General features: G+C 66.9%; 23 protein-coding genes, 1 tRNA gene and 2 riboswitches. Of the genes, 3 read left to right on the top strand and 21 right to left on the bottom strand.

Features of this window, described 5'->3' with window-relative positions; genetic code table 11:
• Positions 1–14: 14 nt before the first annotated feature.
• The 4 genes from CAER_RS0118850 to CAER_RS0118865 are packed head-to-tail and all read right to left on the bottom strand — an operon-like array spanning position 15 to position 3,883.
• On the bottom strand, positions 15–1,133 hold the full coding sequence (locus CAER_RS0118850; RefSeq protein WP_027236825.1) for a DNA polymerase III subunit delta': 1,119 nt from the start codon (positions 1,131–1,133) through the stop codon (positions 15–17).
• Positions 1,130–1,777 (bottom strand): dTMP kinase, encoded by a 648-nt coding sequence (gene tmk / locus CAER_RS0118855; RefSeq protein WP_027236826.1) that lies wholly within the window; start codon positions 1,775–1,777, stop codon positions 1,130–1,132. The genes CAER_RS0118850 and tmk overlap by 4 nt, the downstream gene beginning before the upstream one ends.
• A complete protein-coding gene (locus tag CAER_RS0118860; RefSeq protein WP_036797437.1) occupies positions 1,774–2,961 on the bottom strand; it encodes a D-alanyl-D-alanine carboxypeptidase family protein in 1,188 nt (395 codons plus the stop codon). The genes tmk and CAER_RS0118860 overlap by 4 nt, the downstream gene beginning before the upstream one ends.
• Before the next feature lie 10 nt (positions 2,962–2,971).
• On the bottom strand, positions 2,972–3,883 hold the full coding sequence (locus CAER_RS0118865; protein ID WP_027236828.1) for an SPOR domain-containing protein: 912 nt from the start codon (positions 3,881–3,883) through the stop codon (positions 2,972–2,974).
• A 241-nt stretch (positions 3,884–4,124) separates the two neighbouring features.
• Here CAER_RS0118865 and CAER_RS0118870 point away from each other — a divergent pair.
• Together CAER_RS0118870 and CAER_RS28220 are read left to right on the top strand one after the other, a co-directional pair.
• Positions 4,125–4,214 (top strand) — tRNA-Ser (locus tag CAER_RS0118870).
• Positions 4,215–4,283: 69 nt separating this feature from the next.
• Positions 4,284–5,828 (top strand): CYTH and CHAD domain-containing protein, encoded by a 1,545-nt coding sequence (locus CAER_RS28220; protein WP_051357814.1) that lies wholly within the window; start codon positions 4,284–4,286, stop codon positions 5,826–5,828.
• A gap of 9 nt (positions 5,829–5,837) precedes the next feature.
• Here CAER_RS28220 and cobF read toward each other — a convergent pair whose 3' ends face one another.
• The 10 genes from cobF to CAER_RS0118925 all read right to left on the bottom strand — a co-directional run bounded on the left by cobF (position 5,838) and on the right by CAER_RS0118925 (position 13,164).
• Positions 5,838–6,590, bottom strand: coding sequence for a precorrin-6A synthase (deacetylating) (cobF, locus tag CAER_RS0118880; protein ID WP_027236829.1), 753 nt, complete (start codon positions 6,588–6,590; stop codon positions 5,838–5,840).
• Between the two features lie 73 nt (positions 6,591–6,663).
• A complete protein-coding gene (locus CAER_RS0118885) occupies positions 6,664–7,167 on the bottom strand; it encodes a hypothetical protein (protein WP_027236830.1) in 504 nt (167 codons plus the stop codon).
• A gap of 64 nt (positions 7,168–7,231) precedes the next feature.
• The gene (locus CAER_RS0118890; RefSeq protein WP_027236831.1) at positions 7,232–7,930 is read right to left on the bottom strand and encodes a CbtA family protein; all 699 of its coding nucleotides are present in this window, start codon (positions 7,928–7,930) and stop codon (positions 7,232–7,234) included.
• A 4-nt stretch (positions 7,931–7,934) separates the two neighbouring features.
• A complete protein-coding gene (locus CAER_RS29320) occupies positions 7,935–8,105 on the bottom strand; it encodes a CbtB domain-containing protein (protein WP_084299591.1) in 171 nt (56 codons plus the stop codon).
• 36 nt (positions 8,106–8,141) lie between these two features.
• Positions 8,142–8,351, bottom strand: a riboswitch (cobalamin riboswitch).
• A 73-nt stretch (positions 8,352–8,424) separates the two neighbouring features.
• Positions 8,425–8,760, bottom strand: coding sequence for a DUF1636 family protein (locus CAER_RS0118900; protein ID WP_027236832.1), 336 nt, complete (start codon positions 8,758–8,760; stop codon positions 8,425–8,427).
• Positions 8,757–9,491: a uroporphyrinogen-III C-methyltransferase gene (gene cobA, locus CAER_RS0118905; protein ID WP_027236833.1), complete on the bottom strand. Its 735-nt coding sequence runs from the start codon at positions 9,489–9,491 to the stop codon at positions 8,757–8,759. Before cobA ends, CAER_RS0118900 begins: the two co-directional genes overlap by 4 nt.
• The gene (locus CAER_RS0118910) at positions 9,488–10,807 is read right to left on the bottom strand and encodes a cobyrinate a,c-diamide synthase (RefSeq protein ID WP_027236834.1); all 1,320 of its coding nucleotides are present in this window, start codon (positions 10,805–10,807) and stop codon (positions 9,488–9,490) included. The genes cobA and CAER_RS0118910 overlap by 4 nt, the downstream gene beginning before the upstream one ends.
• A gap of 4 nt (positions 10,808–10,811) precedes the next feature.
• Positions 10,812–11,606 carry a precorrin-4 C(11)-methyltransferase gene (cobM, locus tag CAER_RS0118915; RefSeq protein WP_027236835.1) on the bottom strand — a complete coding sequence of 265 codons (795 nt, stop codon included), beginning with the start codon at positions 11,604–11,606 and terminating at the stop codon, positions 10,812–10,814.
• Positions 11,603–11,980 (bottom strand): cobalamin biosynthesis protein, encoded by a 378-nt coding sequence (locus CAER_RS0118920; RefSeq protein ID WP_027236836.1) that lies wholly within the window; start codon positions 11,978–11,980, stop codon positions 11,603–11,605. The genes cobM and CAER_RS0118920 overlap by 4 nt, the downstream gene beginning before the upstream one ends.
• Positions 11,977–13,164 carry a bifunctional cobalt-precorrin-7 (C(5))-methyltransferase/cobalt-precorrin-6B (C(15))-methyltransferase gene (locus CAER_RS0118925; protein WP_027236837.1) on the bottom strand — a complete coding sequence of 396 codons (1,188 nt, stop codon included), beginning with the start codon at positions 13,162–13,164 and terminating at the stop codon, positions 11,977–11,979. The genes CAER_RS0118920 and CAER_RS0118925 overlap by 4 nt, the downstream gene beginning before the upstream one ends.
• Here CAER_RS0118925 and CAER_RS0118930 point away from each other — a divergent pair.
• On the top strand, positions 13,163–13,903 hold the full coding sequence (locus CAER_RS0118930) for a cobalt-precorrin-6A reductase (RefSeq protein WP_027236838.1): 741 nt from the start codon (positions 13,163–13,165) through the stop codon (positions 13,901–13,903). The genes CAER_RS0118925 and CAER_RS0118930 overlap by 2 nt on opposite strands.
• Here CAER_RS0118930 and cobJ read toward each other — a convergent pair.
• The 7 genes from cobJ to CAER_RS0118965 form a co-directional block, all read right to left on the bottom strand.
• Positions 13,900–14,664 (bottom strand): precorrin-3B C(17)-methyltransferase, encoded by a 765-nt coding sequence (gene cobJ, locus CAER_RS0118935; protein WP_027236839.1) that lies wholly within the window; start codon positions 14,662–14,664, stop codon positions 13,900–13,902. The genes CAER_RS0118930 and cobJ overlap by 4 nt on opposite strands.
• Positions 14,661–15,377: a precorrin-2 C(20)-methyltransferase gene (locus CAER_RS0118940; protein ID WP_027236840.1), complete on the bottom strand. Its 717-nt coding sequence runs from the start codon at positions 15,375–15,377 to the stop codon at positions 14,661–14,663. The genes cobJ and CAER_RS0118940 overlap by 4 nt, the downstream gene beginning before the upstream one ends.
• Before the next feature lie 2 nt (positions 15,378–15,379).
• Entirely contained in the window at positions 15,380–16,009 is a 630-nt protein-coding gene (locus CAER_RS0118945) for a precorrin-8X methylmutase (RefSeq protein ID WP_027236841.1), read from the bottom strand.
• Position 16,010: 1 nt separating this feature from the next.
• On the bottom strand, positions 16,011–17,174 hold the full coding sequence (gene cobG, locus CAER_RS0118950; RefSeq protein WP_027236842.1) for a precorrin-3B synthase: 1,164 nt from the start codon (positions 17,172–17,174) through the stop codon (positions 16,011–16,013).
• Entirely contained in the window at positions 17,171–20,416 is a 3,246-nt protein-coding gene (gene cobN, locus CAER_RS0118955) for a cobaltochelatase subunit CobN (protein WP_027236843.1), read from the bottom strand. The genes cobG and cobN overlap by 4 nt, the downstream gene beginning before the upstream one ends.
• A 164-nt stretch (positions 20,417–20,580) precedes the next feature.
• Entirely contained in the window at positions 20,581–21,615 is a 1,035-nt protein-coding gene (cobW, locus tag CAER_RS0118960) for a cobalamin biosynthesis protein CobW (RefSeq protein WP_027236844.1), read from the bottom strand.
• Between the two features lie 2 nt (positions 21,616–21,617).
• A complete protein-coding gene (locus CAER_RS0118965) occupies positions 21,618–22,028 on the bottom strand; it encodes a DUF1636 family protein (RefSeq protein ID WP_036797440.1) in 411 nt (136 codons plus the stop codon).
• Positions 22,029–22,122: 94 nt separating this feature from the next.
• A riboswitch (cobalamin riboswitch) is annotated at positions 22,123–22,340 on the bottom strand.
• Positions 22,341–22,354 lie beyond the last annotated feature (14 nt).

Genomic DNA, 22,354 nt, shown 5'->3' on the forward strand with positions numbered 1-22,354 from the left:
GGAGGCTTGGAGCCTCAGCGCGACGCGGTTTCCTGCATCTTGAAAACCGTATCTAGGACAAGCGCCGCGGGGTCAAGGTTCACCGCCTGACCGTGGCGGGCGCGGGCGGTCACTTCTGCTGCAAGGTCCGCCCAGGCACGCGCCTTGCGGGGGTCAGGCGACAGACGCGACAGCATCGCTGCTTCCTGCGGTGCCGCTTCCGGCGCTGGCGGCGCGCCGGTTGCACCAGTGCGCGCCAGACGGGCCAGGGCCATCTCTGTCAGCGACAGCAGCAGCTCGAATCGCGCCGCAGCGCCGCGCTGCGCAGCGGCCTCGGCCAGTGCCATCGCCCGCTGCCGGTCCAGCCGCGGCATCGAATCGAGGATCTGCACCAGCTCGGCATAGATCTTGAGCCCGCCCAGATTGATCAGCCGCAAAGCGGCGCCGACGGACCCGCCCGCGAGTGCCGCGAGATTGTCCATGTTCCGGGGCAGCTCGACGCCAGATTGCGCCAGCGCCGCCTCCATGTCCGGCGCGGACAAAGGCCCCAGGCGCAGGGTGCGGCAGCGGGAACGGATCGTCGGCAACAGGCGCGAGGGCTGATGCGAGATCAGCAGGATAGTGGTGCGTGCCGGCGGCTCCTCCAGCATCTTCAGCAGCGCGTTGGCGGCGCTCACGTTCATGTCGTCAGCCGCATCGACAATCACAACCCGCCGCCCGCCATCGGTGGCCGACAGGCCGAAGAAGCGGTTCAGCTTGCGGATGTCGTCCACCACAATCTGGCTGCGCAGCTTGCCCTTATCGTCATAAGACCGGGTGATCGGCGCCAGACCGGGTTCCGCCAGTGCCTGAACGCGGTGCGAGACCGGATGGTCCGGGTCAATGTCCAGCGTTTCCGGGGGCGGCGGGGCGCCGAACAGTCCTTCCTCAGCCGGCGGCGTGGCCAGCAGGAACCGGGCGATCCGCCAGGCCAGCGTGGCCTTGCCCACCCCTTGCGGGCCGGTCAGCAGCCAGCCGTGGTGCAGCCGGTCGGAGTTGTAAGCGGTCAGAAAGTCCCGTTCCGCCGCATCCTGTCCAATGAGGCGCAGGGTTTCGCGCGGGTGCGGCGCGCCCTCGGCCTGGTCGGCCCGCGGCAGTTCGTCGTCAGCGCTCATGCCCCGGTTTCCTCCAGCGCTTCTTCCGCCAGACGGCGCACATCTGCGGCGACGTCTTCGACCGGGCGGGCGCCATCAACCACCCGGAAGCGGTCCGCAAATTCCTGCGCCAGCGCCAGGAAACCGGCGCGCATCTTCTCTTGCAGTTCCACGCCGAAATCCTCGAAGCGTTCCTCCTTGCCCTGCCGCCCCTTGGCGCGGGCCAGGCCCTCGGCCGGGTCCATGTCGATCAGCAGTGTCAGGTCCGGCTCGCGCCCGATCATCAGCTTGTGCATCTGGTCGACGGCGGCGCGCAGGTCGCCGCGCGACAGGCCCTGGTACATCCGGGTGCTGTCGGCAAAGCGGTCGCAGATTACTACCTTGCCCGCTGCCAGAGCGGGTTCGATGGTGCGCTCCAGATGGTCGCGCCGCGCCGCCATGAACAGCAGCAGCTCCGTTTCAGCCGACCAGCGGTCAGGGTCGCCTTCCAGCACCAGCCGGCGGATCTCCTCAGCGCCCGGGGAGCCGCCGGGCTCCCGCGTCAGCACCACGTCGCGGCCAGCCGCGCGCAACGCTTCGGCCAGCAGCTGGCATTGTGTCGATTTACCGGAGCCGTCGATGCCTTCGAAAGTGATGAACACCCCGCGCTTGCCGCCCGCCGTCACAGCGCCCCCTCGGGACCGGTCAGGAATTGCTTGATCAGCACTTGCGCCGCGGTCTTGACCCGCACCACAAAGCCGCCCGCGGGAACGTCACTCTCCGCCACCAACGGCAGCCGCACCTCCGGCAGCTCTTCCGGCTGCAGCACCAGCTCTGCCAGACGCTGGCCTTTCTTCACCGGCGCCTCGATCGGGCCGTTATAGACAACTTCGCCCTGGATGGTGTTCGCGGACAGCGACGGCAGCAGGATTTCCAGATCCTCGGCCGGCACCAGCCCTACCGATCGCTCGGCCCCCCGCCAAATCTCGGCTTCGGCGATGGCGACGCCCTCCTTGGCGACGGTTTTCTTGGCAAATTGGCGAAACGACCAGTTAACGAGGGCTTCGGCCTCCTCTGCGCGCCCGCGCTCTGTGTCGAGCCCGGAGACCACAAAGATCACCCGCCGGTCGCCCTGCTTGGCCGAGCCGACCAGGCCATAGCCGGCTTCTTCGGTGTGGCCGGTCTTCAGCCCGTCAGCGCCGATCCCCAGCTTCAAGAGCGGGTTGCGGTTGCGGATGTTGGAGGGCGCGCGGCCGTCGAATTCAAACGTGGTCTCAGCAAACAGCGGATAGTATTCCGGGAAGTCCTCGATCAGCCGCTCGGCCAGGACCGCCAGGTCATGCACCGACATCCGGTGCCCGGCGGCAGGCCAGCCGTTTGAATTGGCAAAGGTCGAGGCGGTCATGCCCAGATCCTCGGCCCGCTTGGTCATGTAGCGGGCAAAGCCGGCCTCGGTGCCATCCGGGCTCAGCGCCTCGGCGATCACCACGCAGGCGTCATTGCCCGACAGCACGATGATGCCGCGCAGCAGGTCCTCGACCCGGACCCGGTCGGTGGTGTCCAGGAACATGGTGGAGCCGCCATAGCTCATCGCGTGCTCGCTCACCGGCAGCCGCTCATCCAGCGTCAGCCGCCCGTCGCGCAGGGCTTCAAACGCCACATACAGCGTCATCAGCTTGGACATGGAGGCCGGCGGCAGCGGCACATCGGCGTTCTTGGACAAGAGCACCGTATCCGTGCCCGCATCCAGCACATAGGCCGCGCGCGCGCTGGTATCAAAGGCCGCAGCCGACAGCGCCGACAGGCTGACCGCCAGGCCCGCCGCCAGCGCCAGCCGCAAAGACGACTTCAGAGCGTGGCCCAAGTGCATGGTTTTCCGTTCAATTGGTGACAGCATAGGCGTCCGCAAATCCGGTTTCCTTCACGCTATTCAGCAGCTGGCTGCGTTCGGTCTTGGTCTGTGCCGGGCCGACCAGCACCCGCCAGAACGCCTTGCCGCTGGAGGACTGTTCCCGCACCACCGGCACCATGCCCGCGCTGCGCATCATATTTGCGGTCCGCTTGGCGTTCGCCTCGACGCTGAAGATGCCGATCTGGATGAAGGGTTTCTTCAGCGCGGACTTCTGCGGCTTTGGGGCAGGGGCCGCGGCGGGCTCTGCCGTTGCAGGTGCGGCCTGCGCCGGGGCAGAGGCATCAATTGCGGCTGCGGCACCGGCAATCGGGTCCAGCGCGGTTTCGGTGATCTCGCTGCCCGCCAGCGCGGCCTCGTTCACGTCCGCGGCCTCCGGCAAAGCGGCGCCATCGCCGGACTGTTCATCCGGCTGCGGTTCCGGCGTGACTTCCTCGCGCCGCAGGGCGGTCACGTTCAGCTCAGCCGGCGCTCCGGCCAGCATGCCCAGGGCCGCAGCGGCATCTGATGAAACCTGCAGCCGCGGTCCCGGGATCTCCCGCTCGCGGCGGAACAGCGCGCCGATCACGAACTGGCCATTGGCATTGTTGCGGATGATCACCCGCTCGGGGTCTTTGGTGTCAGGATGCGCCACCCATACCCCGCCGATCGAGGGGCGGCCGTCCCACAGGCCCGCCTCGGTCACCTGGAACACATCGGGCGCCTCCACGTCGCGCTCCACCAGCTTGGTGCTGCTGGAGGCCTCAACGGCACCCTCCGCCTTGGGTTTGGGTTGCAGAAAGCCCAGTTTCGGCCCGTCCTCGCAGCCTGCCAGAACCAGCAGGCCCAAGGCCGCCGCGGCGGCGCGCGGGGCCGTCATTGCTTTCGACATGGTGTCATTCATGCTTTCGTCCTTGCCTGTGCCCGCGGCGCTTCTGCGCCCCCGCCGGAATGCCCGGTCTTCTTAATTTGGCGGCATGATAACCTGCACTTCCGGCCATGAAAACCCTGACAGGCCGCGGCACAAGGGAAACCCGCGTGGGCGGCATAAATCCGCGCGGTTGACAGGGGCCTGCAGTTTTCCCTTGCGGCATGGATTTCCTCTTGCCTCATTCCGCTTTGCGCCCTAAACCGCAGGGCGGACCGGGGAGGTGGCAGAGTGGTCGAATGCGGCGGTCTTGAAAACCGTTGAACGTGAGAGCGTTCCCAGGGTTCGAATCCCTGTCTCCCCGCCACTCCGCTGCACGCCACCGGCGCGTTCCCTCGGGCTTTCCCTACACACTGCAGGCTTCCGGCCTAGGTTGATGGTGGGCGCAGTCAGTGCGCCCGATCCGTTTCCAGAAACCCAGCCGGACCCGAATGACATGGCCGAAGCCGGACAGCTTTTCCTGCTGCAACCGCCTGCGGAGGGCGCGATGAAGCTGGCGGGGCGCCGGGGCGGCCTGCAAATCCGCAAGCAAAATAAGGGGAAGCTTGCGAAATTCACGGCTTGGGACTGCTTTGATGGCTCTGTCCGGTCCAGCGGCCGGCTGCTGGTGGAGCGCGGCAGCAAGCTGCACCTGCTGGGTCCTGGGTATGTGCTGACACAGTCCGCCAAACGCACGGGCAATTTCCTGCACGATCTGCGCGCCGGCCCGGTGCAGGACGCCTTGAGCGGCCTGTTTCCGCTGCGCTGCCTGCTGCCGGCGGCTTCGGGCCGGCTGGCGCGCAGGCGGTATCGGTTCACCTGGAAACAGGCAGGCCGCGGCGCCTTGTTCCGCTGGCATTTCTCTGGTGCCTTTGGATCAATTTCGCTGGTGGAAGTGCTGGCTGAGCCGGGAGAGCCGCGGGACGCAGCCGTGCAATTGCTGGCCGCCCTGGGGGCTGACCCTGCCGTTCCGGGAGCCCTCTATGCGCTGCTGGCGCCGGGCCGGACGGTGTACATGCTGAAACCGCCGGTTCCGCTGACGCCTGAACAGCCGGCGCTGGAGGCGGCGGCTGCGATCATCCGCTCCTGCCTTGGCGTGGCCCGGCAGAACGAGCCGGGCATTGCCGCGGACCACGATACTGAATTCCTGCATGACTACCGGATTTCGCTCCGCCGCATCCGTTCGGTGCTGAGCCTGTTCAAAGGGGTGTTCACCACCCGGGACGCCGCGCGGCTGAAACAGGCGTTCTCCGGCCTGATGGACGCGACTGGGCGGTTGCGGGACCTGGATGTCTATCTGCTGCAGCGCGAAGGGTTCTATGCGCGGGTGCCGGAGCAGCTGCACCCGGGGCTGGACGCGATGTTCAGGGCCTTCGAGGCTGAACGGCAGCAGGGCCACCAGAGGTTCGCCCAGTATCTGGCCGGCGCCCGGTACAAACGGCAGATCATGGTGCTTCAGGCGGAATTCGCGGAAACGGCTGTGATCGCGCCGGGCCCGAAGGCCGGGCGCCCGGCGTTGCAATTGGCACAAAAGCTGATCTGGAAACGCTACAGCAAGGTCTGCCGGATCGCAGCGGGCATTACTGCGGACACGCCGGACAGCGAGGTGCATGAACTGCGCATCAACTGCAAAAAACTGCGCTATCTGATGGAGCTGTTTGAACCCCTGTTTGAGAGCGCAGAGCTGAAAGCAGTTCTGAAGCCTTTGAAGAGGCTGCAGAATACGCTGGGGGATTTTAATGACTGCTCCGTCCAGCAGGCGGCGTTGCTGAAGTTCGCAGGCAGTCCGGCGGCAACGCGGGAGATCGCGCTGAGCGCCGGAGCGCTGATAGCGGTACTGCACCAGAACCAGCGGGATGCGCGTGCAATGGTCGAGGAGAAGTTCCAAGCCTTCGACAGCCCGAAGACGCAAAGGCGGTTCCGGGACATGTTCTCCGGCTGACCCCGCCTTTCACCGGCGCCGCAGCAGGTAGATATCCATGATCCAGCCATGCGCGGCCCGGGCCTCGGCGCGGGTTGCAATGATCTTGTCTGTCACTTCGGCCAGAGGGCCCGCGACCGAAATCTGGTTCTCCATCCCGGCATAGGCCGTCCAGAAGATCTCCACCCCCTGCGGGTCGATGGCCTGAAAGGAACACTCCCCGTCCAGCATGATCACCAGCGTATCGGCGCTGTCCGGCCAGCCGTTTTCACGCAGCTGGCGGCCGGTGGTGATGGTGAAGGGCGCGCCGATTTCGTTGACCGGGATGGCGTGGGCTGCAGTCAGCGCCTGGATCGAGGTGATGCCCGGGATCACCGTCAGCTGTATCTCAGCCAGCTTCTTCAGCCGCTCGGCAATCCGCATGGTGCTGTCGTACAGCGACGGATCGCCCCAGACCAGGAACCCGGCCTTGCAGCCTTCGGGCAGGTTGGCGGTGATGGTCTGCCACCAGATCTCGGCGATGGCGTCGTGCCAGTCGTCCACCCGCTTGCGGTAGCTTTTGGTTGCCTCGTCGCGTACCGGCAGGGCGAATTCGACGATCTTCGGACCGTCACCCCGGATGGCCCGGTTGCAGATCTCGCGCCGCAGCCCTGCCAGGTCGTCCTTGCCCGCGCCCTTGTTGGGGATCAGGATCAGGTCCTGCGCGTTCAGCGCCTCAATCGCTTGCAGCGTCATGTGCTGCGGGTTGCCGGTGCCGATGCCGATCAGGGAAAGCTCAATCATGACGGGGCCTTTCACATGAAAACACGGCCCCCTATGGAGCCGCGCCGTTGTCCTTGCAAGCCTGCAATTGCGGTCAGGAGCCTTCGCCGCCTGCCGGCACGGTGAGTATTGCCTCAACCGGCTGGTCCGCTACCAGCAGCGCGCCGTGGCTATTGGTGTTGAGCGAGACCTTCACCTCAGCCCCTTCGGGCAGCGAGGGGATGTGCATCCAGTTGGCGTAGAGGCGGGCGAGTTTCTCGCCGTTCACATAGACATGCGCATGGCCTTCGCCGTCCGCGTCCGCAGCGGAGGCGTTTTCCGGGGCAAAGCGGAAGTTCTGCGGTGTAACCTGCAGGTTCCAGCCGACCATCGGGTCCTTGTGCAGCTGGATGGCAACGCTGGGAGCGTCCGGGCCTGCGGGAAGGCTGACCGATTGGGAGTGGTCATGCGCTGCCATTCCGGCATGGCCGCCGCCGTGGTGCGCCGGGTCGCCGTGGTCGTGGCCGTCAAAGGTCACGCCATTGCCGGCCGCAATCACAAAGCCGATGCCGCCGCCGAACACCAGTCCGATGGCAAAAAGAGCGAGAGAACGGGACATCTTGTCATCCTCTGGAAAAAGAATGCCCCGCCGGTTCGGGCCGGCGGGGAGTGACTGCGCGGGCTTAGGCTGCGGCGTGTTCGCGCTTGCCTTCAGCCTGCCAGAAGTAGCCGGTAAAGGCGCCCAGCAGCACCCAGGCGGCCATGCCGATGCCAAAGGCGCGGGCGGCAAACAGCGCGCCGATCTCGGTCGGAACCGGTCCGGAGAAGCTCTCCGGCTCAGGCGCGCCGACGATATGCGGACCCATCAGCAGGAGCGCCGCGATCAGGTAGCTCACCAGGTTGCCGCCAAAGGCGATCAGCCACATGGCCACCCCAGCAGCCGCAACAGTGATCGTCCACCAGATCTGGCGCGCGCCGATGTCCGCGGCGGCCACACCCGGCACTTCCGGCGCCAGCGACAGGCCGGGTGCAAAGTGGAAGGTGATGAAACCCGCGAGCCCCCACAAGAGGCCGGTGCGCGCGTTGATCTCATGGCCCTGGCGCTCAGCCACCGACATCAGTGCTGCCATCACCAGCGCATAGCCGGTGTAGGTCAGCATGGTGAAGATGATGCTGAGGCCATCGCGCATGGGCTCAGCGAACAGGCCGGGCAGGTCGGGATGGGCCGTTACGGGGTCAGCGCCGAAATGCACTAGGTCGCCGCCCTCGTAAAGTTCGGCGTGGAGCAGCACGGGCTGCACGAAATACAGCTGCAGCAGGGCGGTAATCAACCCTGCTGCAGCACCAGCGAACAGGCCGCTGGTCAGAATGCGACTGAACATGGCCTTAGTGGCAGGGGAAGCCAGTTGCGTGGCGCACGTCATGCGCGGCGTCGTGCAGGGCAGATGCCTGAACATGGCCGGTCAGCGTGATGATCCCCAGCCCCAGAACCACGGCAAACAGTGCCGGAAGCACAGTGGAGCCAGCGGCGGAAGCCTTAAGTGTTTTGGTCGTCATTTGTCGTCCTCCTTACCGTCACACCCGACGGCATAAGTTGTGTCCATTCACACGGCCGGTCTCCTGACTCGCGGGTCGCTGCTGCCATCCTCCTTCCCGGCCTTGGCCAGTGGATATTGGAAGGCCGCTCGCCGCTCACAGTCGCGGGGGCGGTTGAGGCTTCGGTGCCGCAATTTGGTCCACCGTCCTCATTCCCGTTTCAGTCCCAGTGCTTAGGCACTATCAGACACCGTATCGGATTGTTTTGCCCCGTGCGGCTGAGTCTGGTCAAGGACGAAACCGCCAATCCGGAGTGCTTCAGCGTCATAGGGCAGGCGGATCAGCCCATGCCGGCTGGAATGCGGGCAATCGCCTTGAACCGCAGGCGGCCCAGCGGGCGGGCATCGGCAATGCTGCCGTCCGGACTCTCCGCATAGATCCGCAGGAAGGTCAGAATGTCCGGCAGGTCCGCTGCGGTGATCTCTCCGAACAGATAGGCGGTCTTGCCGCTCTGGCGCACCGCCAGAGTTTGCGGCCGCTTGCAGCCGGACATGCAGTCCACCTGCTGCAGCCTTGCCTGCACCCCGGCCGCCTCCAGCGCTGCGGCGACCTGCACTGGCAGGGCGGGGTCCGCGTCGCGGCAGGTGCGGCACAGGGTGACGGTGGGCGGGGTCATGCGCCGGGCATGTCCTGATCCGCCAGCGGGCCGTACAGGATCAGCACCGGCGCCTTGGTCTCCATTGCGCGCAGAACGGACGGCAGCTCACCCACCGTGTGGCAGAACAGTTTCTGCTCCGGCGTCGAGACCCCCTGCGCCACCAGCGCGTGGGTTTCTTCGGGCAGGCCCGCCTCCATCAGCTTTTCCGCCAGCGCGGCAAAGGTGCTTTTGCCCATGTAGACCACGGTGGTGGCGTGCGGGTCGGCCAGCGCTGCCATGTTCAAATCGTCCGGCAGCCCGCCGGTCACGTCATGGCCGGTGATGAACTGCAGCCGCCGCGCTGTCAGCCGCCGGGTCAGCGGGATGTTCGCGGCCGCCGCCGCTGCTGAGGCCGCAGTGACGCCAGGCACGATCTCAAATCCGATGCCGGCCGCGCGCAATGCGGTGATCTCTTCCTCAAGGCGTCCGAAGACGCCGGAATCCCCGGATTTCAGCCGCACCACATTCAGGCCGCTTTGGGCATAGTCGACCAGCAGCTGGCTCACATGGTCCTGCTTGGGCGAGGGGCGGCCAGCCCGCTTGCCGACGCCCACCAGATCGGCATCCGCGCGGGCATGGCTCAGGATCGGGCCGGACGACAGGTCGTCAAACAGGATTGCATCCGCCGCCTCCAGCCGCTTCACCGCCTTGACGGTCAAGAGCTCGGGGTCGCCGGGGCCGGAGGACACAAAGCTCACGAAACCGCTCATGCATGCTCTCCCGTGATCAGGTGGAAGAAGGTGCCGGTCACATTGCCCTTGATCGAGCCGGTCTCCGGCACAGGGTTGCCGTCGGCATCCATGACGTTTGCCAGCGGCGCGTCGGGTTCTTCCAGAATGGTGGAGTAGTGGAATTCATGGCCGCGCAGCGCAGTGCCCGCGCCAAAGCCCGGCATCCCTGCCTGCAGAATGGCGCGGCGGTAGCCGAGGTGGAACTTGCGCTTCTCGTAGGAGGTCACGAGGCCCAGAAGGCCCAGCATCTGGTGGCGGTTGCCTGCCTTGTCGATAAGCGCCTCGCCCAGGGCCATATAGCCGCCGCATTCGCCATGCACCGGCTTGGTCTCGGCATGCTTCTGCACGCCTGCGCGGAAGGTTTCCGCAGCGGCCAGCGTGCCGCCGTGTAGCTCTGGGTAGCCGCCGGGCAGCCAGACCAGATCGGCATCTGCTGCCGGCGCCTCATCCGCCAGCGGCGAGAACGGCAGGATCTCGGCTCCGGCTGCGCGCCAGCCGCTCAGCAAATGCGGATAGGTGAAGGAAAACGCCGCATCCCGTGCCAGCGCGATCCGCTGCGCGGGCGGTGCCGGAAGGCTGGCCGGGGCAGGAGCCTGGCCCGCCAGAGCGGCGGCCTTGATCGCCTCCAGATCCACATGTTCGCGCAGGAAGGAAGCATAGCCTGCGATGGCGGCTTCCAGATCCGGATGTTCCACCGCCTGGATCAGGCCCAGATGCCGTTCCGGCAAGGCCAGATCGCCGCGCCGGGGCAGGGAGCCGAGGACCTTGATCCCGGCCTTCTCCATGCCAAGGCGCGTCAGCCGTTCATGGCGCGGGCTCGCGACGCGGTTCAGGATCACCCCGGCAAAGGGCAGTTCCGGGTCATAATTCTTGAACCCCAGCGCGGTGGCCGCGGCAGACTGCGCTTGACCGCCCACATCGACGACCAGCACAACCGGCCAGCCCATGCGCTTGGCGGTCTCGGCAGAGGAGCCAAAGCCCGACTGGCCGCGCGTTGCCACGCCGTCGTAAAGACCCATGGAGCCTTCGCCGACGCAGATTTCCGCACCCGCAGATTGGGCAGTGACCGCATCCAGCAGCCCGCCGTCCATCGCCCAGGTGTCCAGGTTGAAACTGGGGCGCTTAGCTGCTGCCAAGTGAAATGCCGGGTCGATATAGTCCGGCCCGCTCTTGTAGGGCTGAACGGTCAGCCCCTCCTCGGCCAGTGCCCGCAGGAGGCCCAGCATCACGGTGGTCTTGCCGGTGCCCGAGGAGGGCGCTGAGATCATCAGTCCGGGAGGGTTCAAGTTTGTCATGGCCTTAATCGTCCCCATGGTTCCAGCTCGACCACGGGCTGTTGGCGCTTTGCGGCCGGTAGCGGCGGTCGTAGTCGGTGGAGTACAGGCAGCTTTCGTCAAAGCCTTCTCCCTTCAGCACCGGTCCCACCAGGATCAGCGCGGTGCGGGAGATTTTCTCGTCGAGCGAGTCCTTCAGTGTCTCCAAAGTGGCCCGGATAATCTGCTGGTCCGGCCAGCTGGCGCGGTAGACCACCGCCACCGGACAGTCGGCACCGTAATGCGGGGTGAGGCTGTCCACCACATGGTCCAGATTGCCGATCGACAGGTGGATCGCCAGCGTGGCGCCGGTCTTGGCAAAATTCTCCAGCGACTCGCCTGCAGGCATCGAGGACGCGCGGCCCGGCGTGCGGGTCAGCACCACAGACTGGCCCAGGCCCGGCAAGGTCAGCTCGGTCCCCAGCGCGGCAGCCGCAGCAGCAAAGGAAGGCACGCCGGGGGTCACGGACACGGGAATGCCCTCGGCCTTCAGGCGGCGGAGCTGCTCACCCATGGCAGACCAGACTGACAGGTCGCCGGAGTGCAGCCGGGCAACGTCTTGACCGGCTTCATGCGCGGCCTTGATTTCTGCCACGATGGCCTCCAGATCCATCGCCGCGGTGTTCACGATCTTTGCGTCCGCAGGGCAGTGGCTCAGGATTTCCTCTGGCACCAGTGAGCCCGCGTACAGGCACACCGGGCAGGAGGCGATGATGTCGCGCCCGCGCAGGGTCAGAAGGTCGGCAGCGCCCGGTCCGGCGCCAATGAAGTGAACGGTCATGGCTCAAGTCTTTCTGCTATGGCCGCGGTGGCAAGCCCATCCGCGGTGACAACTCTGGGGACAAGCAGGCGCGCGTGTGCACCCGGCACCCCGTGGCGCGCGCCCGCCAGCGCCGCGGCTTCCGCCAGCGAGCCGGTACCGAACCGCGCCTTGATCCGGGGAGAGCAGGTCAGCGTCTGCTCCCCGGCAATATCCTGTTCCTGCAGCGCAATCACCGGCAGCCCGGTGGCACGCGCAAACGCCTGCATAGCAGGCGCTTCGGCTTTCTCCGCGATGGAGGCCAGAGCATCGGCCTGCACGCCGGTCAGCGCGAGCGCTGCCTGCAGATCTGCTGCCGTTGCGGCGCCGCGAAATCCGATGCCTGCTACGATCATCGCGTGACGCTCCACTGGATGACGGGCCGTGCCCGGCGCCAATCACGCATTGTGCCCAGGGGGCCCGCCTCGGCAATTTCCGCCTTCAGCAGATGACCGCCGCGTGCGGCATGGGCCTGCATCAGCAGCGTCTCGGTTTCCAGCGTGACACCATTGGCGACCAGCCGCGTGCCTTCTGGCAGGATCTCCCACAGATGGTTCAGCAGTTCCTGCGAGCCGCCACCGCCAATGAACACGCAATCGGGCTTCTCAAATCCGTCCAGCACATCCGGGGCTTTGCCCAGCACGGGTTTCATTCGGTGATCCAGCCCGAACGCTGACGCGTTGGCGCGGATGTTCTCCAGCCGGCTCTCGCGCGGCTCGAAGGTGATCGCCCGTGCGCCGCGCGCTGCCAGGCACCACTCGACCGAGACAGACCCGGAGCCGCCGCCGATGTCCCACAACACCTCGCCTGCGCGCGGTGCCAGCGCCGACAGTGTCAGCGCCCGGACCGGCCGCTTAGTAATCTGCCCGTCGCTGGCGAAGAGATCATCTGCCAGCCCGGACGCCTGCGGCAGGCCCTTGCTGCCCGCGGCTTCAACCGCCACGGCTACGGGCGCCTGAATGTCCTGAATATCGAACCCTTCGGCAGTGGCAGAGCGCACCTGCTGGCGCGGCCCGCCCAGGCATTCCATCACGGTCAGGGCAGAGGCGCCAAAACCCTCAGCCACCAGCCAGTCCGCCAGCTCCGCCGGTGCAGACCCATCCCGCATGGTGCAGATGACGCGGGTGCCCGCTTCCAACAGGGGCCGCAACCGCGCGTAAGGCGCAGCATGCAGGCCGAGGCACAGCACCTCTTCCAGCTTCCAGGCCAGATGGTTGGCCGCCAGCGCGAAGGTGGACGGCACCGGATAGGACACCCACTCGCCATCCTTCAAATCCCGAGCCAGGGAGCCGCCGGCGCCATGCCAGAACGGATCTCCCGAGGCCAGAACGGCCACTTTGCGGCCGCGCAGGTCCAGCACGGGGGCGGTGGAAAACGGCACCGGCCAGGGCTGGCCCTTGCTGGCTGCACCCGCCAGTTCCAGATGCCGCGGGCCGCCGAATATCATGTCGGCCTCTGCCAGCGCCTTCCGGCTTGCATCGCCCAGGCCTTCCAGTCCATTTTCGCCCAGACCAATTATCGTAAGCCATGGATCAGACATGACACGCATCCTTCTTCTGGGCGGCACCACCGAGGCCTCGACGCTGGCCAGGACACTGGCGGAGGCTGGTTCGGATGCGGTGTTTTCCTACGCGGGCCGCACCGCCGAGCCGGTCAGCCAGCCGCTGCCCACGCGCGTGGGCGGCTTTGGCGGCGCAGAAGGATTGGCGGCTTACCTGGTGGCCGAAAACATCACCCATGTGGTCGACGCCACCCATCCGTTTGCAGCACAGATGAGTTCCAACGCCGTCCACGCCTGCGACGCGGCGGGTGTGCCGCTGTGCGCCTTTGAGCGCCCGGCCTGGCAGGCAGGGGAAGGCGACCAATGGCTGCACACGGACAGGATAGAAGAGGCCGTCAACGCGCTGCCCGACACCCCGTCGCGGGTGTTCTTGGCAATCGGCAAGCAGAACCTTGCGGCCTTCGCGGCCAAGCCCCAGCATCACTACCTCTTGCGGCTGGTGGACGCGCCGGAGGCCCCTTTGCCGCTGCCCAACACCACGGTTGAGATCGCCCGCGGACCGTTTGATGCGGCGGGGGACACAGACCTGATGCAGCGTCATGGCATCACGCATATTGTGGCCAAAAACGCCGGCGGCGCAGGGGCCGCAGCCAAGCTCACTGCCGCGCGCGACCTCGCCCTGCCGGTCATCATGATCGGCAGACCGCAGTTGCCCGAGCGCCCCATCAAGGGCAGCGTGGCAGAGGTTATGGCCTGGCTGTCCCATCCCGCCGCTTAACCCTCAGCTGCGTAGCGGGGGGTGTAGACGTAGTTGCCAACCCGGCGGGTGTCGCGGTTGCCGACAATCACCACGGTGCGCATGTCGGCCATCTCGGGCGTCGCCTCTTTCAGCGGCACCGTCAGCAGCTCTTGCCCTGGTTTGGTCACGTCGCGGGCAAAGGTGATCAGGGTGTCCGCGCCGCAAGCCTCCCGCAGGATCTCCAGCGCCCGGGCAAACTGATGCGGCCGCGACTTGGAGCGCGGGTTGTAGAAGGCCATCGCCAGCCCGGCCTCGCCGACCAGCTGCAGGCGTTTCTCGATCAGACTCCACGGCTTCAGGTTGTCGCTGAGGTTGATGGCCGCGAAATCATGCCCCAGCGGCGCGCCGATGGCGGCGGCGGCAGCCAGCATGGCGGTGATGCCGGGCAGCACCCTGATGTCCAGATCCAGCCAGTCAGGGTGGTTTTCTGCGTTGTTCTCCAACGCTTCAAACACGGCGGAGGCCATCGCAAACACGCCCGGATCACCGGAGGAGACCACGACCACGCGCTTGCCCTCGGCGGCCATTTCCAGCGCGTGGGTGGCGCGGTCGACCTCGACCCGGTTGTCGGTGGCGTGCAGGGTCAGCCCCTCGCGCGGCTCGATGCGTTTGACGTAGGGGATATAGCCAACGATATCAGTCGCTTCGCCAACAGCGTCGCGGACTTCCTGGGTCACCAGCGCCTCGTTGCCCGGCCCGAGACCGGCAATCACCACCCAGCCGTTTTGCGATACATTCATGGCCGGCGCCCCTGTCCGTGAACCAGTACGATGGAGAAGTAAGGCACTTCGCCGTCGATCTCCGACAGCTTCTGCACGGTTTGCCCCGGCATGGTGCCGCGCTCGACCAGCCAAGCGTCATCGGCGCGGCCCGCACGCTCCAGCGCGCGGCGCAGCTTGGGCAGGTTGCGGCCGATTTTCATGACGACCAGCGCGTCTGTTTCCGCCGCGCGCTTGGCCAGCTCATCCTCGCTGAGGGTGGCCATCGCCACGGTCAGCACATCGTCCCCCCAGGTGATCGGCTGTCCCGAGGCGGTCCAGCAGCCGGACATGCCGGTGATACCGGGCACGATCTCCTGCGCCGCGCGGCCCTGCAGCCGGGTGTAGAGGTGCATGTAGGAGCCGTAGAGGAACGGATCCCCCTCGCAGAGCACCACCACGTCCTCGCCTTTGGCAATCTCGGCCAGAGTATCTGCCCACTGGTCATAGAACTCCGCCAGCACCCGGTTGTACTCGGGGTCGGAGAAATGAATCTCGGTGGTGACCGGGTACTCCATCGCGTGCTCGGTGACGCCGTCGGCCAGCATGCCCTCGACAATGGCGCGGGCCTGGCCCTGGCGGCCTGCCTTGCGGAAATAGGCGATGTGGCGCGCGGAGGAAATCAGCCGGTGCGAGCGGACGCTCATCAGGTCGGGATCCCCGGGGCCGAGCCCTGCGCAGATGACTTTGCCCATGGTCACTCTTTCCAGCTTGCCAGCGCGTTCACCGCCGCGACGGTGATGGCGGAGCCGCCCAGGCGGCCCTTCACGATCATCGAGGGTACCGGCAGGTCCTCCATCAGCGCCTCTTTCGATTCCATCGCGCCGACAAAGCCCACCGGGCAGCCGATAATGGCGGCGGGGCGGGGGCAGTCCGGGTCCTTCAGCATGTTCAGCAGGTGAAACAGCGCGGTCGGGGCGTTGCCAATAGCGACCACGGCGCCTTCCAGTTTCGGGCGCCACAGCTCCAGCGCCGCCGCCGAGCGGGTGTTGGACATCTCCTTGGCCAGCTCCGGCACCCGTGCGTCGCGCAGGGTGCAGATCACCTCGTTGTCCGCGGGCAGGCGCGGGCGGGTGATGCCTTCGCTGACCATATAAGCATCGCACAGGATCGGTGCGCCCTTGGCAAGTGCTGCGCGGGCGGTCTCAGCCATGCCTTCGGAAAACCGCACGTGCTCTTCCAGGCCAACCATGCCTGCGGCGTGGATCATGCGGACGACGACGCTTTCCTCGTCCTTGTTGAAGCGGGCAAGGTCAGCTTCGCGGCGGATGGTGGCAAAGCTTTCGGCGTAGATCGCGGCGCCGTCGGTTTCATAAGTGTGGAGCATGTCAGCTGCCCTCTTTCAAAAGTTCGGGAGCGGCGCGCAAAGCGCTGGCGCTCAGGCGGGTCTTTAGCGGCTGATCCGCGGCGGTGCCATTGCGGATCAGGGAGAATTCGTTTTCGCCGGTGGCCGTCAGCGTGAGCGGCGCGGGGCCCGGGCAGGCACAGCCCTTGGCGCAGCCGGAGATATGCAGTTTTGTCCCGGCAGGGACATGCGGTGCCAGCTCCCGTGCAAGGTCCCGGGTGGACGAAAGCGCCTGCAGGCAGCCGGGCGCGCCGGTGCAAGCGACCACTTGCAGGCGCGGGTCAGTGGCGTCCAGGATCAGGCCGGGCAGGGGCGGGAGGCTTTTGGCACCTTCCACCAGCAGCATCCGCCAGGGGGTGAGGCGGATTGGACCGTGGTCTGCCAGCTGCGCCAGCGTGGCGGCGGGCATTTGGCCGAACTCCAAAGCGGCAAGAGTTCCTGCGGGGACAGCACCCGGTTTTGCGGCGAAGGCGGTCCTCGCCACCGGTGCGGCATGCGCTGCCGGCGGCCCGCGGCGCGCGATGAGACGGTGCATCCTGCCCCGGCCTTCCGGCGCGCCGCCTTGCTCCAGGAACCAGCGGGCGAGGGCGAGGGCTTCGGCAACGGCGGATTCACGTGTGACGGGCAGGCCGGCACCGGCGCCGTCGGCGCGCAGGATCAGAGTGCCGCCGGACCGTTCGATGCGGATATCGGCGGCGATGTCTTGCAGGACGGGTTCCGCGCCGCAGTCGACGGCAAAGCCGAACTTGCCGGGCAGGGTGAGGTCTGCCGCCCCGGCCAGCGCGGCGCTAAGGCCGGTGGCGATGGCATGGGTGTCGTCGCCCTCTGCCCAGAACGGGGCGGGCAGGACGTTGCGGCGGGCTTCGGCACTGGCGTCGGGGTCAATCAGGCCAAGCGTGCGCAATGCTTCGATCAGGTCCTCATGCGCCTCCTCGCGGATGCCGCGCATCTGCAGGTTGGCGCGGGTGGAAATGTCGAGGAGGCCGTTGCCGAAGTCTTCAGAAAGTCTTGCCACACCGCGCGCCTGGGTAACCGACAGTTTACCCAGCGGTGCGCGCACGCGGACCACCAGCCCGTCGCCCGACATCATCGGCCGCAGGGCGCCGGGGCACCAGCCGTAGACCTTGGGTTCGGCAGCGGCACTCATGCCGCGCCCTCCAGCTCTGCCATGATCGAGTTGCGCCGGGTGCTCCAGAGGCCCGCATCGTACAAGGCGCGGAAGCGGTCGCGCATGGCGGCGAGCGCCTCGGGGTTTTCGCGCTCCATGAAGTCGACCAGATCATCGCGGCCCAGGGTGGCCTCGAAATAGAGGTCGAACAGATGCGGCTGCACCACTTGCGCCAGATGCGCGAAGGCGGCCATGTGATCGAGCGTTGCAACAATCTCAGCCGCGCCGCGGAAGCCGTGGTTCATCATCGACGTCGCCCAGTCCGGGTTGGCGGCGCGGGCGCGGGTGACACGGGCGATTTCCTCACCCAGGGAACGCGCTTGCGGTTTGTCGGGCCGGGTCGCGTCGAGGTGGTAGAGCGCCGGTGCGGTCTGGCCGATGCGGGCCATGGCGGCGGCAAAGCCTGCCTCATGCGCGGCATAGTCCGAGGCGATCAGCACGTCGGTTTCCGGCAGGTCCTGCAAGTGCACAAAGCTGTCGGCCCCCTGCAGGCGGGTTTCCAGCGCCTCGCGCGCGTCATGGATGGTGCCTTTGGCGTCGATCGCGTGGGAGGAGGCGTTGAGCCAAGCCTCCCCCGCGGCTGCGCGGGCCTCGTCGCTGTAGTCGTCCAGATGCGGGTTCATCGACAGCCCGTACTGGCCCGGCTTGGGGCCGAAGACCCGCGGGGTTTCGGTGAGATAGGGGTTGTCCGCCTGCGTTTCCTCGCGGCCTGCAAGGGCGGCGGCGGCGGTTTCGAACATCTGGGCAAGGCCCGGGAAGACATCGCGGAACAGGCCGGAGACACGCAGGGTGACGTCGATGCGCGGGCGGTTCAGCATCGAGAGCGGCAGCACCTCGAACCCGGAGACGCGTTCGGAGCCTTCGTCCCACTTGGGCGCGAGGCCCGCAAGATGCAGCGCCATTGCAAACTCCTCACCCGCGGTGCGCATGGTGGCGGAGCCCCAGAGGTCGATCACCAGCCCCTTGGGCCAGTCGCCGTGGTCCTGGAGGTGGCGGCGCAGCAGCTCTTCCGCCAGTTTGACCCCTTGCGCATGCGCCGCCCGCGACGGCACCGCCCGCGGATCGGTGGTGAAGAGGTTGCGCCCCGTTGGGATCACATCGGCGCGGCCGCGGAAGGGCGAGCCGGAGGGGCCGGGGGTGACGATCTTGCCGTCCAGCGCGGCGATCAGCCCGGCGCGCTCCTCTGCACCGCATTGGCCGGTGCCGAAGATATGCAGGCCCTCGCCGTACTGGCTTTCCTTGATGTCGCAGACAAAGGCGTCGATGCGGGTGATCGCCTCGGCGGGGGAAGTGTCGGGGGTGAGGCCGAGATCGGCCTCCACGCCGGTTCCCTGCGCCTCGGCCCGGATGTCTCCGATCAGCCGGTCGCGGCGGGCAGGATCCAGCCCGTCTGCAGTGGAATATTCGTCGAGAAGGCTTTCGAGCCGTGCCATGCCCTCAGGCAGGGTGGTCTGCGCCAAGGGCGGCGGCAGGTGGCCGATGGTGACAGCGCCGATGCGGCGCTTGGCCTGCGCCGCCTCGCCGGGGTCATTGACGATGAAGGGGTAGGCGACCGGCAGCGGGCCGGTCAGCACCTCGGGCCAGCAGGCGCCGGAGAGTGCCACGGCCTTGCCCGGCAGCCATTCCAGCGTGCCATGGGCGCCGATGTGGATGAGCGCGTCGGTTTGCTCCCGCAGCCACAGGTAAAAGGCCACATAGGCATGGCGCGGGGTGCGGTCGAGGTCGTGGTAGTCGTCAACGCGGGTTTTCACCTCGCCGCGTTCGGGCTGCAGGGCGATCAGGGCGTTACCTGCACGCAAGGCTTTGAAATGAAAGGCGCCGTCGCGGCAGTCCGCGTCTTCATCCGGGCTGCCCCAGGCCTCGGCCAGGGTGTCCTGCAAGTCTCGCGGCAGGGTGGCGAGGGCGGTTTTGTAGTCGGCTAGCGGGACGCAGAGGGTTTCCTTCATCAGCCGCAGGCCGGTATTATCCTGCGGCTCCACCGTATAGCCCTGATCCCAGAGTTCACGCAGGATCTCGTCGCAGGATGCGAGGGCGTCGAGGCCGACGGCATGGGCGAGGTTGTGGTCTCTCCCCGGGTAGGTGGAGAGGATCAGCGCGAGGCGTTTTTCTGCGTTCGGCATATTGGCAAGGCGCAGCCAGCCCTCCACGCGGTCCACGGCGGATTTGACGCGATCCGCGTCGGCGCGGTGGGCGAAGCGGGAATATTGCAGGTCCGGGTCTTTTTTGCCCGGGGATTTGAAGCTGACGACGCCTGCGAAGATGCGGCCATCGACCTCGGGCAGCACGACATGCATGGCGAGGTCGGCGGGCGACAAGCCGCGGTCTGCTTCAGCCCAGTCTTTCTTGCGGGCGGTGGAGAGGGCGACCTGGAACACCGGGCAGCCGGTGGTTGAAAGCGGCGAGGCGCTGCCGTCGGTGCCTTGAGAGGAAAACGCGGTGGCGTTGATGATGGCGGCAGGGGCCAGTTCGGGGAGTTTCGCGCGCAGCCAATCGGCGGCGGCAGGCGCCTTGAGACTGGCGGCAAAGGTGCCGTAGGCGGCATAGCCGCGGGCGCGCAGCTCTTCGATCAGCGCATCCACCGGCGCGGTGTCGGCGGCGGTGAGGTAGGACCGGTAGAAACTCACCAGCACCAGCGGCTTGTCCTGCGCCGGCAGATCTGCGAGCACGCCCTTGGCGGGGTCGTAGAAGCCGTGTTGCGGCATCGTCTTGAGGCCAAGCACCGGGCCTGCGTAGAGGCCTGCCGCCAGCGACAGCTGGGCAAGCGCAGCCTGAGCCGCGACGGCGCCGCCGGCGTCGCACAGGGATTGCAAACGGCGCAGGGTGGAGACGGGCAGGGTGGACAGCTCATCCAGCCGCGCGTCCTCGCGCCCGTCTGCGGGGAGGATCGCCAGCGCGATGCCCTTGCGGCGGGCCAGGTCCTGCAGGGTGGCAAGGCCGTAGGACCAGTAGCTTTCGCCGCCGATCAGGCGCACGAGAACGCCCTTAGCGCCTTCCAGCGTCTGTTCCGCGTAGACGTCGACCGACAGCGGGTGCTTGAGCGCCACCAGGTTGGCGAGGCGCAGGGAGGGCAGCTTGCCGTCCGCGCGGTGCCAGCCCGCCGCGAAGGCGCCGAGATCGCTGTCGGAAAAGGACAGCACCACAAGGTCCGCAGGCGTCTGCCCGAGGTCCTGCGGGGTGTCGGTCTCGTCAAGGCCGTGGCTTTCGCGGAAGACGACGTGCATGGGTCAGGCTCCCTGCCTGTAAGGTCGTTTGGTAGAGGGGAGGGCAGCGCCCGGCCCGGCGGGGCAGGAAGCGAAGCGCCCGCCCCTTGGGGGGCGGGACGGGCGCTGCCCGGCGTGCCGCCGGGCTGGACCGTTCAATTTCTGACGCTTCAATTTCACTTGCTTCAGGCCCCAAGTTCGGCGCGGATGGCCTGTTCGTCAATGTCGTCATGCTCAGCGATGACCACCAGGGCGGTCTTGCGCGGCTGCGCACCCCAGGGCTGATCATACTGGGCGCGCAGGCGCTCGCCCACGGCCTGAACCAGCATCCGCATCGGTTTCCCCTCCACCGCGACATAGCCTTTGACGCGCAGGATGTTGCGCTCGCGGGCGAGTTTCACGATGGCATTCTGCAGCGCTTCGGGGTCGGAAACTTCGCCCATTTCGACAACGATGCTTTCAAAATCGTCATGCTCGTGGTCGTGGTGGCCGTCGTGGTGGCTGGGGCGGGCCTCCAGATCGTCCTCGGCAGCCGCACCCAGGCCCAGGATGATGCGCGGGTCGATGACGCCTTCGCTCATCGGCAGGATCGGCAGTTTGCGCGGTGCTTCGGCCTCGATCACTGCGCGGGCCTTCTCGACGCCTGCGTCGCCGGCCAGGTCGGCCTTGGAAAGCAGAACGATATCGGCGCAGGAAATCTGATCCTCGAACACTTCCGACAGCGGGGTTTCGTGGTCGATGCTGTCATCCGCCTCGCGCTGGGCCTGGACGGCGTCCAGGTCGGGGGCGAACTGGCCCTTGGCCACCGCCTCAGCATCGGCCAGGGCAATCACACCGTCCACGGTGATGCGGGAGCGGATGGCGGGCCAGTCGAAGGCCTTCAAAAGCGGCTTGGGCAGCGCCAGGCCGGAGGTTTCGATCACGATGTGATCGGGCTTTTCCGGCAGGTCCATCAACTGTTCGATGGTGGGGATGAAGTCGTCGGCCACGGTGCAGCAGATGCAGCCGTTGGCCAGCTCCATGATGTTCTCCGCCGGGCAATTTTCATGCGCGCAGGATTTCAGAATGTCGCCGTCGACGCCGGCGGTGCCGAATTCATTGACGACCACCGCCAGGCGCTTGCCTTGCGGGTTTTGCATCAGGTGGCGGATCAGGGTGGTTTTGCCCGCGCCGAGAAAGCCGGTGATGACGGTGACGGGGATCTTGTTGAGGTCGCTCATGATTACTCCTCGGAGAAGAACTTGGCCGGCGGGATGCGGGCAACGGATTGCTTGCGGAAGGTCTGCGGGCGTTCGCGCCAGGGCACAACGCCGTCGGCGGTGGCGGCATAGGCTGCAGCGCCTTCCAGGATCTCGGGGACATGCTGGTCCGGGTCGAGGTCGCCGTAGACATAAGTCCAGCGCTCGGTGCCGCCGATCAGCGCCACGGCGCAGCCGCGTTTGCAGGAGGACAGGCATTCGACCCCGCGCAGACGGACGCCTTCGGGCATCCCGGCCTCTTCCAATGCGGCGTGCAGAATGGCGCCGGGGCGGGCGGCCTCCGGGTCGGCACCCTCGCGGCGGCAGGTGAGGCAAACGGTCAGCGTGACCGGTCCTGGGGTGCTGGCAGGTTTGTCTGCCATATCGTCAGCCATCGGCGCGTCTCCTGTCGCGGCAGGCGTGGGGATGGCCGAAAGGGGGCTGCAGCGTGCCAGCCCTCAACCGGTCGCGGAACACCCCGCCCGCCCGTTGATCTCTCTCTTGCTGGCAGGTCTCCCGGCTTGCGGATGCCAAGGCTGCGGCGCCTTGCCGGCCATCCTGCCTTCCCGGGGCTTTCCCAGTGGCATGGCGGCCTCATCCGGTCACGGTCGCGGGGGCGGCTGTGCTTCGGCAATCCAAAGAAATTTGGCGGCCTTCACATTCCCTCTTCGCCTGCTTTCGCAGGAACCAGCGAAACCCCCTTGCGCTATCGCGCCCTTCT

This window comes from Leisingera caerulea DSM 24564 (genome assembly GCF_000473325.1).
Classification (GTDB): Bacteria; Pseudomonadota; Alphaproteobacteria; order Rhodobacterales; family Rhodobacteraceae; genus Leisingera; species Leisingera caerulea.

What these genes read in the sequence shown, in the direction of transcription:
- CAER_RS0118850 (WP_027236825.1), bottom strand. Translation starts at nt 1,133, where the DNA reads ATGAGCGCTGACGACGAACTGCCGCGGGCCGACCAGGCCGAGGGCGCG.
- CAER_RS0118860 (WP_036797437.1), bottom strand. Translation starts at nt 2,961, where the DNA reads ATGCACTTGGGCCACGCTCTGAAGTCGTCTTTGCGGCTGGCGCTGGCG.
- CAER_RS0118865 (WP_027236828.1), bottom strand. Translation starts at nt 3,883, where the DNA reads ATGAATGACACCATGTCGAAAGCAATGACGGCCCCGCGCGCCGCCGCG.
- CAER_RS28220 (WP_051357814.1), top strand. Translation starts at nt 4,284, where the DNA reads ATGGTGGGCGCAGTCAGTGCGCCCGATCCGTTTCCAGAAACCCAGCCG.
- cobF (WP_027236829.1), bottom strand. Translation starts at nt 6,590, where the DNA reads ATGATTGAGCTTTCCCTGATCGGCATCGGCACCGGCAACCCGCAGCAC.
- CAER_RS0118885 (WP_027236830.1), bottom strand. Translation starts at nt 7,167, where the DNA reads ATGTCCCGTTCTCTCGCTCTTTTTGCCATCGGACTGGTGTTCGGCGGC.
- CAER_RS0118890 (WP_027236831.1), bottom strand. Translation starts at nt 7,930, where the DNA reads ATGTTCAGTCGCATTCTGACCAGCGGCCTGTTCGCTGGTGCTGCAGCA.
- CAER_RS29320 (WP_084299591.1), bottom strand. Translation starts at nt 8,105, where the DNA reads ATGACGACCAAAACACTTAAGGCTTCCGCCGCTGGCTCCACTGTGCTT.
- CAER_RS0118900 (WP_027236832.1), bottom strand. Translation starts at nt 8,760, where the DNA reads ATGACCCCGCCCACCGTCACCCTGTGCCGCACCTGCCGCGACGCGGAC.
- cobA (WP_027236833.1), bottom strand. Translation starts at nt 9,491, where the DNA reads ATGAGCGGTTTCGTGAGCTTTGTGTCCTCCGGCCCCGGCGACCCCGAG.
- CAER_RS0118910 (WP_027236834.1), bottom strand. Translation starts at nt 10,807, where the DNA reads ATGACAAACTTGAACCCTCCCGGACTGATGATCTCAGCGCCCTCCTCG.
- cobM (WP_027236835.1), bottom strand. Translation starts at nt 11,606, where the DNA reads ATGACCGTTCACTTCATTGGCGCCGGACCGGGCGCTGCCGACCTTCTG.
- CAER_RS0118920 (WP_027236836.1), bottom strand. Translation starts at nt 11,980, where the DNA reads ATGATCGTAGCAGGCATCGGATTTCGCGGCGCCGCAACGGCAGCAGAT.
- CAER_RS0118930 (WP_027236838.1), top strand. Translation starts at nt 13,163, where the DNA reads ATGACACGCATCCTTCTTCTGGGCGGCACCACCGAGGCCTCGACGCTG.
- CAER_RS0118925 (WP_027236837.1), bottom strand. Translation starts at nt 13,164, where the DNA reads ATGTCTGATCCATGGCTTACGATAATTGGTCTGGGCGAAAATGGACTG.
- cobJ (WP_027236839.1), bottom strand. Translation starts at nt 14,664, where the DNA reads ATGAATGTATCGCAAAACGGCTGGGTGGTGATTGCCGGTCTCGGGCCG.
- CAER_RS0118940 (WP_027236840.1), bottom strand. Translation starts at nt 15,377, where the DNA reads ATGGGCAAAGTCATCTGCGCAGGGCTCGGCCCCGGGGATCCCGACCTG.
- CAER_RS0118945 (WP_027236841.1), bottom strand. Translation starts at nt 16,009, where the DNA reads ATGCTCCACACTTATGAAACCGACGGCGCCGCGATCTACGCCGAAAGC.
- cobG (WP_027236842.1), bottom strand. Translation starts at nt 17,174, where the DNA reads ATGAGTGCCGCTGCCGAACCCAAGGTCTACGGCTGGTGCCCCGGCGCC.
- cobN (WP_027236843.1), bottom strand. Translation starts at nt 20,416, where the DNA reads ATGCACGTCGTCTTCCGCGAAAGCCACGGCCTTGACGAGACCGACACC.
- cobW (WP_027236844.1), bottom strand. Translation starts at nt 21,615, where the DNA reads ATGAGCGACCTCAACAAGATCCCCGTCACCGTCATCACCGGCTTTCTC.
- CAER_RS0118965 (WP_036797440.1), bottom strand. Translation starts at nt 22,028, where the DNA reads ATGGCTGACGATATGGCAGACAAACCTGCCAGCACCCCAGGACCGGTC.